Genomic DNA, 14,654 nt, shown 5'->3' with positions numbered 1-14,654 from the left:
CCCAGAGTTGCACAACGCCCTGCAAGCGACAATAAATGGTTTTGCCGATTGATCTGCTGGGAGGAGTTCGAATTGGTTGATGTGCAGACCGACGTGGTTGTTGTCGGCGCCGGCCTTGCGGGCCTGGTCGCCGTGTGTGAACTGGTCAGGCGTGGCCGAAAAGTCATTCTTCTGGATCAGGAGCCGGAAAGCAGTTTTGGCGGACAGGCCTTCTGGTCGCTCGGTGGCCTTTTCATGGTGGATACGCCCGAACAGCGACGACTCGGCATTCGCGACAGCCTTGATCTTGCCCGTCAGGACTGGCTCGGCTCAGCCGGTTTCGACCGCGCGGAAGATTTCTGGCCGAAACGCTGGGCCGAGGCCTATCTACAATTCACCGCCGGCGAGATGCGCCCGTGGCTGCATGGGCTCGGCATGCGCTGGTTCCCGGTGGTCGGCTGGGCAGAACGTGGTGGCGGTCTGGCCGGGGATCATGGCAATTCGGTTCCGCGCTTTCATGTCACATGGGGCACCGGCCCCGGCACATTGGCCCCGTTCGTCGAAAGGGTGCTGGCCGCACGGGCCGATGGCCTCGTCGATATCCGCCACCGCCACCGTGTGACCGGCCTGCAGGTAACCGCCGGGTCCGTGACAGGTGTCACGGGTGAGGTTCTGGCACCCAGCGATGCCGAGCGCGGAAAACCGTCAAGCCGGGAGGTGCTGCAGAGTTTTGAGATTGCGGCTGCTTCGGTCATCGTTGCCAGCGGCGGCATCGGTGGCAACGAGACGCTGGTGCGCCAAAGCTGGCCAAGGGACCGGCTCGGCGAACCACCCAAAACGATGGTCTGCGGCGTGCCGCAGCATGTCGATGGATTGATGCTGCAACATACGGCGGCAGCCGGCGCGAACATCATCAATGCCGATCGCATGTGGCATTATACCGAAGGCCTGAAGAACTGGGATCCGATCTGGCCGAATCACGGCATCCGCATCCTGCCCGGCCCGTCTTCCCTGTGGTTCGATGCAGCCGGCAACCGGCTGCCGCTGCCCGCCCTCCCCGGCTTCGATTCGCTCGGAACATTGAAGGAATTGTGCAGGCGCGGATATTCGCATTCCTGGTTCGTGACCACACAACAGATCATCAAGAAGGAGTTCGCCCTTTCCGGTTCGGAGCAGAACCCGGACCTGACAGGCAAAAACATCCCGCTACTCCTGAGAAGCCGGTTGGGCCGATCGGCAACGCCGCCTCTGGAGGCGTTCAAGAACCATGGCGAGGATTTTGTCGTGGCCGATTCGCTGGAAATGCTGGTCGAGGGCATGAACCGGATCGGCGAGCGCCCGATCTCGCTGGGTCATCTGCGAACACAGATCGAGGCCCGTGATCGCGAACTGCAGAACACCTTTGCCAAGGACCTGCAGATCGTCGCCATGCGACAGGCGCGGGCCTATATCGGCGATCGTCTGATGCGTACGGCAAAACCGCACAAGATCCTCGATCCGAAAGCGGGACCATTGATTGCCGTGCGTCTGCACATCCTGACACGCAAAACGTTGGGCGGGCTGGAAACCGATCTGGATGGCCAGGTTTTCGGCAAGGACGGAAAGCCGATAATCGGCCTTTATGCCTGTGGCGAAGCGGCCGGTTTCGGCGGTGGCGGTTATCATGGATATCGCGCGCTGGAAGGCACGTTTCTCGGCGGCTGCATCTTTTCCGGCAGGGCCGCCGGACGCGCGGCATGAGGCCATTTCCAGTCACGCCATCTCAGCCCTCCATATTCATCAAACGCTCCTGCTCCGCCTCGTCGAAACGAAGCAGGCCGCCATTGCGGTTCCGCTTGACGCGCTTGACGTGATCCCGCGGACTGAGGCCCATCGTTCTGCGGAACATTCGTGAGAAATAATAGGGATCAGCATAACCGACTTCCGCGGCCGCCGCGGCAACCGGCATTCCGGTCTCCAGCAGGTGCATGGCGCGCTCCATGCGCTTGAGCTCCTGATATTTGCGCGGCGTCTGCCCAACCCTCTTCTTGAACTCACGCAGAAAATAATCGTCATTGAACGGCGACGCCTCAACGGCGTCCTCGGCGATATCCACATCGAGCGGATTGGCAGCAATCATCGCGACAGCCTTCATCACGGCCAGATCGAGCGCATCCGCTCCCTCGGCCTGATAGGTCGCGCTGTCCTGCCAACCGATAAACGCGTCCTCGATATAGGCGATCAGCAGATACATGAAGAGATGGTGCTGGCTGAGCGTGATCGATGATGGCGGCGCCGTCTGGCGATATTGTCGCACGAGCGGCTCCAGCAATGCCCATTTCTTCAAACGCACAACTGGCCGCAATCGCATCTGCGCGATGAGGTCATGTTTGCCGTAGATGTCGAGCGTAAAATGCTGGGCGATGCCGGTGTAGTTCATCTGCCCCTGATTCCATCCGCGAAACCGCTGGCCGCGCCGAACGAGCATCGCGTCGCCCGGCTGCATGACCCGGCGTTCCCCCTCGATCACATATTGCCCGCTCCCTTCCAGACAGATCACGAGATCCTCCACGGGGTTGGTCTTGTCGATCCTCCAGGTGCGTGAATGCTCCATCTTGATGGTGGCGCGCGTCAGGTTCAGCGCCAGCGCGGACGGCGTTATGCTGGAGAGAATACCACCTTCGATTTCGTCCATCTTTTTTCCCGCCTTTGTTTATTCATTCTGGGACGAAAATCCCATTATGTCACGAGTATTACAGCTCAAACGAGCAAATTGATCTTTGTTTAGATTGATAGCTAAGTGCCTGACGCATAACAGCCCTGCACTTTCCGGCTGGAGGAGGAATTGGATTTGCACAAAAATGTATTTGCCTTGAAAGGCCGGTTTTTGCCGCCCGGAGGCATGACATGAGGTCACAACGTTTGTTAGGTTACGCCTATCTGGCGCCCTATCTGATCGGCCTTGTCATCTTCACGGCCATACCGTTTCTGTCGTCGCTTTATCTCAGTTTCACCAGCTACGACCTGATGAGCAGCCCGCAATGGACCGGGCTTTCCAATTACCAAAGACTTTTCACCCGCGACCGCACTTTTGAAAAATCACTGAGCGTCACGCTTCTTTACGTGTTCAGCACGGTACCGCTGAAGCTGGCCTTCGCGCTCTTCATCGCGGCAATCCTGAATTACAAGCTGAAGTTCATCAACGTTTTCCGCACGGCCTTTTACGTGCCGTCGATCCTCGGCGGCTCGATCGCCATCGCCGTTCTGTGGCGTTACCTGTTTTCCACCGAAGGCCTCGTCAACATGGCGATCGCCACGCTGGGTTTCGGCCCGGTGGACTGGTTCGGCGATCCGACCAATGCGCTGTTCACCATCACGCTTCTGCGTTGCTGGCAGTTCGGCTCTGCGATGGTGATCTTTCTGGCCGCCCTGCAGTCGATCGACAAGTCGCTCTATGAGGCGGCCTCCATCGATGGCGCCGGCAAGGTCACGACCTTCATCTTCGTCACCCTGCCGCTTCTGACGCCGGTCATCTTCTTCAACCTCGTCATGCAGATGGTTCAGGCATTCCAAGAGTTCAATGGCCCCTACATCATCACGCAGGGCGGCCCGCTGAAATCCACCTATCTCCTGCCCCTCTACATCTACGAGGAAGCCTTCAAGAAGTTCAACATGGGCTATGCCTCGGCGATCGCCTGGGTGCTCTTCGCCATCATCATGGTCCTGACCCTCGTGGCCTTCTGGTCGTCGAAAAAGTGGGTCTATTACGCCGGCGACAAGAGGAGCTGAGCCATGACAGACATCCATTTGTCCAACACAACATCGATCCGCACACAAGACGAGGCCGCCGCCGCAAAGCGGGCTCGCATGGACCTGATCTCTTCGGTCGTCCGCTACGCGCTTCTCTTCGGCGTCGGCTTTCTGATGCTCTACCCGCTGATCTGGCTGGTCGGCGCGAGCTTCAAGACCAATTCGGAAATCTTTTCCGGCGCAGGCTTCCTGCCGAACAGCCCGACGGTGGAGGGTTATGTTCGCGGCTGGCAGACATCGACGCCCTATACGTTCGGCCGGTTTTTCTGGAATTCGTTCCTGATCATCCTGCCAAAGGTCATCGGCACGGCGATCTCCTGCACGATGGTGGCTTACGCCTTCGCGCGCTTCGATTTTCCGTTCAAGAAAATCCTGTTCGGCTCGGTCATCGCCGTCCTGCTTCTGCCCAATGTCGTCACCCGCATCCCGCAATATATTCTCTTCCGGGATCTCGGCTGGCTCGACAGTTTTCTGCCGCTCTGGGTGCCCTCGGCACTCGCGGGTGATGCCTTCTTCGTCTTCATGCTGGTGCAGTTTTTGCGCTCGCTGCCGACGGATATGGAGGAAGCGGCCCGTGTCGATGGGGCCAACAGCCTGCAGACGCTGGTCTTCATTGTCGTGCCCATGCTCGGCCCGGCGCTGGTCTCGGTCTGCCTGTTCCAGTTCATGTGGACGATGAACGATTTTCTCGGACCGCTGATCTACATCTCGTCCGTCGACAAATATCCGGTGAGCCTCGCGCTCAAACTCTCAATCGATACAACCGAAGCCTTCGAATGGAACCGCATCCTGGCGATGTCGGTACTGACGATCACGCCTGCGCTCGTCGTGTTCTTTGCAGCGCAACGCTACTTCATCGAAGGGATTTCTGCGGGAGGCAGGAAGGGCTGACATGGCACAGGTACAACTGAAAAATCTCGAAAAAACCTATAACAAGACCAACAAGGTCGTTCACGGCCTCAACCTCGATATCCATGACGGCGAGTTCATGGTTCTGGTCGGCCCGTCGGGCTGCGCCAAGTCGACGACGCTGCGCATGATCGCCGGCCTCGAGGAAATCACCGGCGGCGACATCCTTATCGGAGACCAGCGCGTCAACGACCTGTCACCAAGCAAACGGCAGATCGCCATGGTCTTCCAGAACTATGCGCTCTATCCGCATATGAAAGTGCGCGGCAATCTCTCCTTCGGCCTGCGGATCGCCGGCCGGCCGAAAGCGGAAATCGCAGCGGCAGTCGACAAGGTCGCGGAAATTCTGGAAATCGAACCTTTGCTCGATCGCCTGCCAAAACAGCTTTCGGGCGGGCAGGCCCAGCGTGTTGCGCTCGGCCGTGCACTGATCAAGAACCCCGGCGTCTTCCTGTTCGACGAGCCGCTGTCGAACCTCGACGCGAAACTGCGTGCCTCGATGCGCGTTCGCATTACCGATCTGCATCGCCAGATGAAGGCGGAAGGCAGTTCACCGACCGTCGTTTATGTCACGCATGACCAGACGGAAGCCATGACCATGGGCGACCGTATCTGTGTCATGCAGGCCGGACGCATCATGCAGGTCGCAACCCCGAAGGAACTCTACAACGCGCCGGCAAACCTGTTCGTCGCCGGCTTCATCGGCACGCCGGAGATGAACCTCATCGAAGGCGCCATGGAAGGCGGCGAATTCGTCATGGGCGGCCAGCGTCTGGCGCTCGGCAATGAACTGGGCGGCCGACTTTCCGGCCAGCCGGACCAGGCCGTGCTCGGGATTCGGCCCCAGCAGTTTTCGCTGGTGTCCGAAGGCCCGGCGCTGCGGGCCAAACTCGTCAACGCGGAGTTCATGGGCCACGAAGTCTACATGCATGCCGACTGCGAGGGGCATCGCCTGATCAGCGTCGTGGGTGCTGCGGAATTCGAGGCACGCGCGGAATCGGATGTCGTGCGCCTGCGCCCGGATCCAAAGACACTTCACATTTTCGATAAATCGGACGGCCGCAACGTTTCGCTGCTTGGAGGCAGCATCGCGGCCTAATTTCAAAGAGGAGGAAAACTTATGAAGGGCATATTGAAAACATCGGTCATCATGGCCGGTACGGCACTCGGTCTCATCGCCATGGCACCGTCAGCGGGAGCGGCGGAACTGCGCATGTCGTGGTGGGGTGGTGAGAGCCGGCATGTGGCGACACAGAAGGCGATCGCGGCATGTGGCACGAAATACGGTCACACGATCAAGGGCGAATTCACCGGCTTTGACGGCTATCTCGAAAAGCTGACCACCCAGATGGCCGGCAAGACGGAGGCCGACATCGTTCAGGTCAACTGGCCGTGGCTGCCGCTGTTTTCCAAGGACGGCACCGGCTTTGCCGATCTACGGACGCTGAAGGGCATAGACCTTTCGAACTGGACGGAAGCGGATCTGGCTTCCGGTTCGACGAACGGCGTGTTGCAGGGCCTGTCGGTCTCCACCAGCGGCCGCGTGTTCTTCTTCAACACGACAACACTCGAAAAGGCCGGCGTCGCCGTTCCGAAAACCTGGGACGAGTTTTTCGAAATGACCAAGACGGTCAAGGAGAAGCTGGGGCCGGATTATTACACGCTCAATGCCGTCAAGGAGACCGCGCATCTGCTGATGGCGCTGGTCATCACGCAGGCAACAGGCAAGGACATGGTCGACCCGAAGACCAACCGTGTCGCTTGGACGCCTGAGGAACTGGCCGCGGGCATCGGTTTCCTCGGCAAGCTGGTGGAAACCGGCGCGATCCGCTCGCAGAAACAGGAAGCGGCGGATGGCAACGTCAATCTGTTCGAAAAGCCGGCATGGTCGGAAGGCAAGATCGCCGGTTCCTACGAGTGGGATTCCACCTATTCGAAATATGCCGACCCGCTGAAGGAAGGTCAGGTACTGAAGCCGGTACCGATGCTGACCATGGCCAATGGCGTCACCGAAGGCGTGTTCCGCAAACCGTCCATGGTGTTCTCCATTTCGAAAAACTCGAAAAATCAGGAAGCGGCAGCACAGATCACCAACTGCCTGCTGAACGAACCCGAGGGCATCGATATTCTCGGCACCTCGCGTGGCATTCCGGCATCCAAGGCAGCCATGGCACGTCTGGCCAATACAGGCGAACCGGAAGTCCGCGCCGCCAACGATATCGTCATGAAAGCCAGCGGCCCGACGATTTCGCCCTTCAACGAAAACCCTGTCATTCGCGGCATCATCATCGATACGCTTGAAGAATATGCCTACGAGCAGATCGATGAAATGGAAGCGGCCGAACAGATCATCGAGGGCGTCAACGACGCGCTCCAGAAGTTCGACTGAGCGACAATGACGCCAGCCACCCGGCGCCATGCCGGGTGGCCACTGACCCGAGAGAGCCAACATGAATGAAGCCATTGCAGTTGCGATCTCCGCCCGGATCGCGGCCATAAGATTGCCTGTGCCCGGCGCACGCTACACCTTGCCACAACCGCTTGCCTGGCGGCTGTTCAAGGCCGGCGAAAACGAGAGCGCGCAAGAGGGGACCACCGAAAAGGTCGTGACGCTGATCGACGGGCTGGACACCGACACGCGTTATCGGCTTGTCATCGAAGGTTTTTACGACTTTCATTTTCAGACGCTCCCCTGCGCCGGCATGGTCAATGCTGCATATTTTGGACTTGTTGCCGGTACGGACCTCAACGATCTGGCGGCTGCAAAGGAGAATGCCGACAAGTTCAAAGCCGCTTTGGCTTACGTTCCGAGCGGCGGAACCCTTTATGTCGGGGCCGGCACGTGGACAACGCTGCCGCTGGCACTTCGAAGCGACATGACATTGCATCTGGCCGAAGGCGCCGTTCTTCGCGCGCCCAGCCTGCGCGACGGTTGGCCGATTCTGCCCGCCCGTAACGATGCCGGAAACATGCTCGGCAGCTGGGAAGGCTTGCCGGAAGCCTGCTTTGCCGCACCCGTACACGCCATCGGCGCGCAAAACCTGACGATCGAAGGCAAGGGCATTCTGGACGGCTCCGGAAATGCCGGCGACTGGTGGACATGGCCGAAGGAAACCCGCGACGGTGCGCGTCGTCCGCGCGGCCTGCATCTCGTCGGTTGCACGGATGTCACGCTTCTCGGCTTCACCATCCGCAATGCGCCGTCATGGACAGTACATCCGCAAGGGTGCAGCAGGCTGAAGGCGGTTGGGCTGCACATTCAGGCGCCGCATGACAGCCCGAATACGGACGGCTTCGATCCCGAGGGCTGCACCGATGTGCTGGTCGAAGGTGTGCGGTTTTCAGTTGGCGACGATTGCATCGCCATCAAGGCCGGGAAACGTGGCTCGGACGGCGAGGCAGATCATCTGGCAGAAACCCGCAATGTCCAGATCCGCCATTGCCTGATGGAGCGCGGCCATGGCGGGGTCGTCATCGGCTCGGAAATGTCCGGTGGCGTGCATGACGTGACGGTCGAGGATTGCGACATGATCGGCACGGATCGCGGCCTGCGCCTGAAGACGCGGCGTGGCCGAGGCGGAGTGATCAGCAACATCAACATGCGCCGTGTCATGATGGATGGCGTGCTGGTGCCGCTATCCGCCAACGCCCATTACTTCTGCGATCCCGACGGCCACGCCGATTGGGTCCAATCTCGCCAACCGGCACCGGTCGTGGAAGGCACGCCACAGATCGATGGCATCCTCGTCGAAGATGTCGATGTGCACGATCTGGCGCTAGCCGCGGGCGTTTTCCTCGGCCTGCCGGAAATGCCGATCCGTAACATCCGTATCCGCCGCCTTCGCATTCACTCAAACGATCCGAACGCGACCGCCGCACCGCCGATTATGGCGGATGGTGTTCGCGACATGCGTCACCAAGGCATTCTCTGCGAATACGCGGAGGTCGATTGCGACGACCAGAAACTTCTCTCACCCGACCCGATTTCCCTCCCGAACCTATTGGCCGCCTCATGAAACCCATCGACTATTTTGACCAATATTGCAGCCGCTATGAAGCCTACAAGAACGGCTCCTGGTGTTATGAAGACGGTTGCATCTATCGCGGCCTGGAACTGCTCTACAAGGCAACCGGCGAACAACGCTGGCTCGATCATCTCCTGCGTCTCATCGCCCCGCAGGTGGGAGCCGATGGCAGCCTCGCAGGTTACACGCCCGACGAGTTCAATATCGACAATATCCTGCCCGGTCGTGCCCTGCTGTTTCTCGGCCGGGAGACCGGCGACCCGCGCTACATGACTGCCGCAAAACGCCTGATCGACCAGCTGGACGCCCATCCTCGCATTCCCGCCGGCAATTACTGGCACAAGAAACGCTATCACTCGCAGGTCTGGCTGGACGGCCTCTACATGGGTCTGCCCTTCCAGGTGGAATATGCGCTGGCGACCGGAGAAACGTCGCGGATCAGCGATGCCCTGCAGCAACTGGCAACAGCCCTTGCCCTGACCGCCATCGGCGGCGGCATGCATGTGCATGGTTATGACGACAGCCGCGTGGAAAAATGGGCCGATCCCGTCACCGGCAAATCCCCGGCTGTCTGGGCTCGCGCCATGGGCTGGCAGGCGATGGCGCTGGTCGACATTTTCGCGGTTCTGCCGGACGACCATGCCACTGCGGCGCTCAGAAACCAGACTGCCCTTATCTTGAAGGCGATTGCCCAGCGACAGCAAGCATCCGGCCTCTGGCCGCAAGTTCTCGATGCCCCGGACCTCGAAGGCAATTACGAAGAAACATCTGCCTCGGCCATGTTCGCTTATGCACTGCTGCGCCCCGAAGGTCTTCATCTTGCACCATCGGAGGAGCAGGCACTTACCGCGGCCGGTCAAAAGGCAGTCGAGGCGCTGGTCGGTACTCGGCTTGTGACAGAAGCCGGAGAAACACGTCTCACCGGCATTTGTCAGGTTGCGGGTCTCGGCCCCTTCAATGGTCGGTATCGTGACGGCTCGCCCGCCTATTATCTCGTCGAGGAGGTCGTGGCGGACGACGCGAAGGGTGTCGGTCCGTTCATGATGGCCTATGGGCAAGCTGTCGCAGCCCTGCAGGATCAGGTTGCGCCAGCACGCCACTTGGCCTCTAACTGACGCCGCGATCCGACAAACGGGATCGCTTCGGAAAACTCGTGCTCCGCGCCTCGAAGGCTCGCACGGAGCATGATGTCAACTGAGCCTTGCCGGTGAATGATTTCCTGTCACGCAGTGGCAGGTCGCTCACCGAGGACAGCATCACGGTATGCGCAGCCATGGGAGGCGGGCATGTCTAGAAAGGGTATCGAATGACCAAACAGTTTTCACTCCATCCGGATCGGCTTTTTCCCGATGCGCCGGCGACCAAGGAGATCGCCCGCAGCCTCTACGCCAAGGTCGCCGATCTGCCGATCATCAGCCCGCATGGCCATACCGAACCGTCCTGGTTCGCCGACAATGCGCCGTTCGGTGACCCGTCCAGCCTCTTCATCGTTCCGGACCATTATGTTCACCGCATGCTCTACAGCCAGGGCATCCGGCTCGAAAGCCTTGGCATTCCGACCATTGACGGCACCGAGGTCGAAACCGACAAGCGCAAGATCTGGCGGATCTTTGCCGAGAATTTCCATCTGTTTCGTGGCACACCGTCCTGGCTCTGGCTGGCGCATGCCTTCACGGAAGTTTTTGGCATCAAGGAACGCCTGACTGCAGAAAGCGCCGACCGTTATTACGACCACATTTCCGAAGCCCTGCAGCGCCCGGAATTCCTGCCGCGCGCGCTCTTCGAGCGTTTCAACATCGAGGTGATCGCCACCACCGAAAGTGCGCTGGATGACCTGCGCCATCATCGAAAACTGTCGGAAAGTGGCTGGAAGGGCCGTGTGGTCTCGGCCTTCCGCCCGGATGCCGTAGTCGATCCGGAATATCCGAACTTTGCCGGAAACGTTGCAGAGCTTGGTCGCATCACCGGCAGCGACGTCTCGAGTTTTGCCGGATACCTCGCAGCGCTGCAGAACCGCCGCCAGTATTTCAAGGACGTGGCCGGGGCCACCTCGACCGACCACGGTCACGCCACCGCCCGCACCGAAAACCTGTCCGATGAAGACGCGGCGGCACTTTACCAGCGCGTGATCAGCGGCGCGGTTTCACCAGCCGATGCCGAGACTTTTCGTGGCCAGATGCTGACGGAAATGGCCAAGATGAGCGTGGCCGATGGGCTGGTCATGCAGATCCATCCCGGCGCATTCCGCGATCATAACCAGCAAATCTTTGCCCGTTACGGCAAGGACAAGGGCGCCGACATTCCGAAGGCGACCGATTATGTCAACAACCTCAAGCCACTGCTCGACCGGTTCGGTAATGATCCGCGCCTTACCGTCATCCTGTTCACGCTGGATGAAACCAGTTACGCCCGCGAACTGGCGCCGCTCGCCGGCCATTATCCGGCTCTGCGCCTCGGCCCGGCATGGTGGTTCCATGACAGCCCGGAAGGCATCCGCCGTTACCGCGAGCAGGTGACGGAAACGGCCGGTTTCTACAACACGGTCGGCTTCAACGACGACACCCGCGCCTTCCTCTCCATCCCTGCCCGCCACGACGTCGCGCGCCGCATCGATTGCGGTTTCCTTGCAAGGCTGGTGGCCGAGCATCGTCTGGAAATCGACGATGCCCACGAACTGGCCTGGGAACTGGCCTATAATCTCGCAAAGACGGCCTACAAACTTTAATTCTGCTGTCGTAATCGAGACCTGCATCCGCGTCCTGCAAGGGGCGCGGATTTTTTTCGCCCGCAAACACCGCGACACGCCACTGCGGCAAAAGATCGTTTGACAATAAGTATGATTTATTTAGCTTCGGCTCCGCAGGCATCGGAGGATGCCGCGATAAACGACGATATCGAAATCCTGTCGCGTTGCAGGTTGCGCGCCAATCCCTCGTGATCCGGCGCGAACGGTTCTGCGTGCCCGCATTGCAGACCATGACCGCTGACGCGTGCAGCAATTCCGGCTTTCGCCGGGCAACGGGTATAGACGCATGAAAATCACCAAGCTCACCACCTATATCGTTCCGCCGCGCTGGCTTTTCCTGAAGATCGAAACCGATGAGGGCATTTTCGGCTGGGGCGAACCGGTCGTCGAAGGCCGCGCGCTGACAGTTCAGGCCGCCGTGCACGAACTGGAAGACTATCTGATCGGCAAGGACCCGTTCCTGATCGAGGACCACTGGCAGGTCATGTATCGCGGCGGTTTTTATCGCGGCGGCGCGGTTCACATGTCGGCAATCGCCGGCATCGATCAGGCACTGTGGGACATCAAGGGCAAGGCGCTTGGCCAGCCGGTCCATTCGCTGCTCGGTGGCCAGGTGCGCGACCGAATAAAAGTCTATTCATGGATCGGTGGCGACCGCCCGTCGGACGTTGCGAACAATGCCAAGGATGTGGTCGCCCGTGGCTTCAAGGCGATCAAACTCAACGGCTGCGAGGAAATGCAGATCGTCGACACCAATGAAAAGGTCGAGAAAGCGGTCGAGACCATTGCCATCATCCGCGAGGCGGTCGGCCCGCATATCGGCATCGGTGTCGACTTCCATGGCCGCGTGCACAGGCCGATGGCCAAGGTGCTCGCCAAGGAACTCGAACCCTACAAGCTGATGTTCATCGAGGAGCCGGTGCTTTCGGAAAACCGCGAGGCACTAAAGGAAATCGCCAATCATTGCTCGACACCGATTGCATTGGGCGAACGCCTCTTCTCCCGCTGGGATTTCAAGCAGGTCCTGTCGGATGGTTATGTCGACATCATCCAGCCCGACCTTTCCCATGCCGGCGGCATTACCGAATGCCGCAAGATCGCGGCCATGGCGGAAGCCTATGATGTGGCGCTCGCCCCCCATTGCCCGCTCGGACCTATCGCCTTGGCTGCCTGCCTGCAGGTCGATGCCGTCAGCCACAATGCCTTCATTCAGGAACAGAGCCTCGGTATCCACTACAACAAGGGCAACGACATTCTCGATTACATCTCCAACAAGGAGGTGTTCCATTATGCCGATGGTTTTGTCTCGATCCCGCAGGGACCCGGCCTCGGCATTGAGGTGGACGAGCAATATGTGATCGAACGCGCCAAGGAAGGCCATCGTTGGCGCAATCCGATCTGGCGCCACGAAGATGGCAGTGTTGCGGAATGGTAGGATAACGGCGTAGCATGACAACGTTGGCCGGCGAGGAGGCTGGCCGACGTTTGCATTGTTATCGTCCGGCTTTCCGGTCGAGCCTGAGGGAGGATTGTATGAGAAACAGTTGTGCGGCGGGCGTGTCCCGCCGCTTTTCATGTGGTGGCGCATGAAAGCCGTCGTCATTCACAAGGAACACGACCTGCGTATCGAGGAGCGTGATGTCGGCGCACCCGGTCCCGGCGAAGTCCGCATCCGCCTGAAAGCGGGCGGCATCTGCGGTTCGGACCTTCATTATTACCACCATGCCGGTTTTGGCACGGTGCGTGTGCGCGAACCGATGATTCTTGGCCACGAAGCCTCTGGGGAAATCGCTGCCATCGGCGAAGGCGTCACCAATGTGACCGTTGGTCAGCGCGTTGCCATCAATCCCAGCCGACCGCAGGGTGATTGCGAGTTCATGCGCGAAGGCCAGCGGCAACACGCCATGGAGATGCGTTTCAACGGTTCCGCCATGCGTTTTCCGCATGTGCAGGGCCTGTTTCGCGAAGAAATCGTCGTCGAGGCCGAACAGGCCATCCCCGTTGCAGCCGACACGCCTTTCGAGGAAGCGGCGTGCTGCGAACCGCTTGCCGTTTGCCTGCATGCCGTCGAGCAGGCCGGATCACTGGTCGGCAAACGTGTTCTCGTCACCGGCACCGGCACGATCGGTTGCCTGACGATCCTTGCAGCCCGTTTTGCGGGCGCCGCCGAAATCATTGCCACCGACGTCTCCGACTCGGCGCTTGCGATCGCCAGAACGGTCGGTGCCGATACGGTTCTCAATGTGGCAACCCAGCCGGGGGCGCTAGCGCCTTATGCGGAAGGCAAGGGCCAGATCCACGTGGCTTTCGAATGCTCGGGCAATGGCACCGTGCTTGCCGGCCTTTTGAAGGTCGTGCGACCGCGCGGCACGATTGTTGCAGTCGGCATGGGAAATGACGTGACGCTGCCGATCAGCGCCATCGTCACCAAGGAACTGGTCGTGCGCGGCACATTCCGCTTCGATGCAGAATTCGCGCTGGCGGCAAAACTGATCTCGGATCGACGTATTGATGTGCGCGCCCTGCTGAGCGCACGGATCCCGATGGAAAGGGCGGTGGAAGCCTTCGATCTGGCCAGCGACCGCACGAAATCGATGAAGGTTCATCTAACCTTCTGAAACGCGATGACCAAGGCCGCGGCATCAGCCACCTTGGTCATCCATCAAAAAAATCAACCCGGCTCGCCGGGATGTTTGTGTATCGAGTCAACCCAATAGACTTGTTCGGGCTGTTCCACCGGCTCGATATCGGTGATGTTGACGACGACAGCTTCATTGTCGGAGCGCACCAGAACGCATTCCAGCACATTGTCCGGGTCGGCATTGATTTCCTGATGCGGCACATAGGGCGGCACGAAAATGAAATCGCCGGGTCCGGCCTCCGCCACATATTCCAGCCGGTCGCCCCAGCGCATGCGGGCCTTGCCGCGCACCACAAAAATCACACTTTCCAGCGCGCCGTGATGATGCACGCCGGTCTTGGCGTTGGGCTCGATCGCCACCGTTCCGGCCCAGATTTTTTGCGCACCGACACGGGCGTGGTTGATCGCCGCCTGCCGGTACATGCCGGGAGTCTGCGCGGTGTTGTCGTCCAGCTGGTCGCCCTTGATGACGCGGACACCATTGTGTTTCCAGCGGTCCTCCCCGTGGTGAGGATCGTGCTGATGATCATGGTGGTGATCGTGGCTTTCCGTCATGCAATCTCTC

General features: G+C 59.8%; 12 protein-coding genes. 10 read left to right on the top strand and 2 right to left on the bottom strand.

Features of this window, described 5'->3' with window-relative positions:
• Positions 1 to 81 precede the first annotated feature (81 nt).
• On the top strand, positions 82 to 1,719 hold the full coding sequence (locus J2T09_RS06125; protein ID WP_306832455.1) for an FAD-binding dehydrogenase: 1,638 nt from the start codon (positions 82 to 84) through the stop codon (positions 1,717 to 1,719).
• A 22-nt stretch (positions 1,720 to 1,741) separates the two neighbouring features.
• Here the strand turns inward: J2T09_RS06125 and J2T09_RS06120 are convergent, their stop codons facing one another.
• A complete protein-coding gene (locus tag J2T09_RS06120; RefSeq protein WP_306832236.1) occupies positions 1,742 to 2,653 on the bottom strand; it encodes an AraC family transcriptional regulator in 912 nt (303 codons plus the stop codon).
• Positions 2,654 to 2,865: 212 nt separating this feature from the next.
• Between J2T09_RS06120 and J2T09_RS06115 the strand changes: the two genes are divergently transcribed.
• The 9 genes from J2T09_RS06115 (at position 2,866) to J2T09_RS06075 (ending at position 14,066) form a co-directional block, all read left to right on the top strand.
• Positions 2,866 to 3,747 (top strand): carbohydrate ABC transporter permease, encoded by an 882-nt coding sequence (locus J2T09_RS06115; RefSeq protein ID WP_306832234.1) that lies wholly within the window; start codon positions 2,866 to 2,868, stop codon positions 3,745 to 3,747.
• A 3-nt stretch (positions 3,748 to 3,750) separates the two neighbouring features.
• Positions 3,751 to 4,659: a carbohydrate ABC transporter permease gene (locus J2T09_RS06110; RefSeq protein WP_306832232.1), complete on the top strand. Its 909-nt coding sequence runs from the start codon at positions 3,751 to 3,753 to the stop codon at positions 4,657 to 4,659.
• 1 nt (position 4,660) lies between these two features.
• Positions 4,661 to 5,776: an ABC transporter ATP-binding protein gene (locus J2T09_RS06105; RefSeq protein ID WP_306832230.1), complete on the top strand. Its 1,116-nt coding sequence runs from the start codon at positions 4,661 to 4,663 to the stop codon at positions 5,774 to 5,776.
• A 51-nt stretch (positions 5,777 to 5,827) separates the two neighbouring features.
• Positions 5,828 to 7,066, top strand: a complete 1,239-nt coding sequence (locus J2T09_RS06100; protein ID WP_373458389.1) for an ABC transporter substrate-binding protein — start codon at positions 5,828 to 5,830, stop codon at positions 7,064 to 7,066.
• Positions 7,067 to 7,127: 61 nt separating this feature from the next.
• A complete protein-coding gene (gene pglA / locus J2T09_RS06095; protein WP_306832226.1) occupies positions 7,128 to 8,693 on the top strand; it encodes a polygalacturonase PglA in 1,566 nt (521 codons plus the stop codon).
• Entirely contained in the window at positions 8,690 to 9,817 is a 1,128-nt protein-coding gene (locus J2T09_RS06090) for a glycoside hydrolase family 88/105 protein (RefSeq protein WP_306832223.1), read from the top strand. Before pglA ends, J2T09_RS06090 begins: the two co-directional genes overlap by 4 nt.
• Positions 9,818 to 10,008: 191 nt before the next feature.
• Positions 10,009 to 11,427 carry a glucuronate isomerase gene (uxaC, locus tag J2T09_RS06085; RefSeq protein ID WP_306832222.1) on the top strand — a complete coding sequence of 473 codons (1,419 nt, stop codon included), beginning with the start codon at positions 10,009 to 10,011 and terminating at the stop codon, positions 11,425 to 11,427.
• Between the two features lie 307 nt (positions 11,428 to 11,734).
• Positions 11,735 to 12,883, top strand: coding sequence for a galactonate dehydratase (gene dgoD, locus J2T09_RS06080; RefSeq protein WP_306832219.1), 1,149 nt, complete (start codon positions 11,735 to 11,737; stop codon positions 12,881 to 12,883).
• 151 nt (positions 12,884 to 13,034) lie between these two features.
• Entirely contained in the window at positions 13,035 to 14,066 is a 1,032-nt protein-coding gene (locus J2T09_RS06075) for an L-idonate 5-dehydrogenase (protein WP_306832217.1), read from the top strand.
• Between the two features lie 53 nt (positions 14,067 to 14,119).
• On the opposite strand, the gene J2T09_RS06070 is transcribed toward J2T09_RS06075, so the two are convergent.
• Complete coding sequence (locus tag J2T09_RS06070) at positions 14,120 to 14,644, bottom strand: cupin domain-containing protein (protein ID WP_306832215.1); 525 nt, start codon at positions 14,642 to 14,644, stop codon at positions 14,120 to 14,122.
• Positions 14,645 to 14,654: the final 10 nt, after the last annotated feature.

It is taken from the genome of Neorhizobium huautlense (assembly GCF_030811685.1).
In the GTDB taxonomy this organism is placed as follows: domain Bacteria; phylum Pseudomonadota; class Alphaproteobacteria; order Rhizobiales; family Rhizobiaceae; genus Neorhizobium; species Neorhizobium huautlense_A.
Note: the sequence above shows the minus strand (reverse complement) of the source record. Positions and strands in the feature narration are given on the sequence as shown.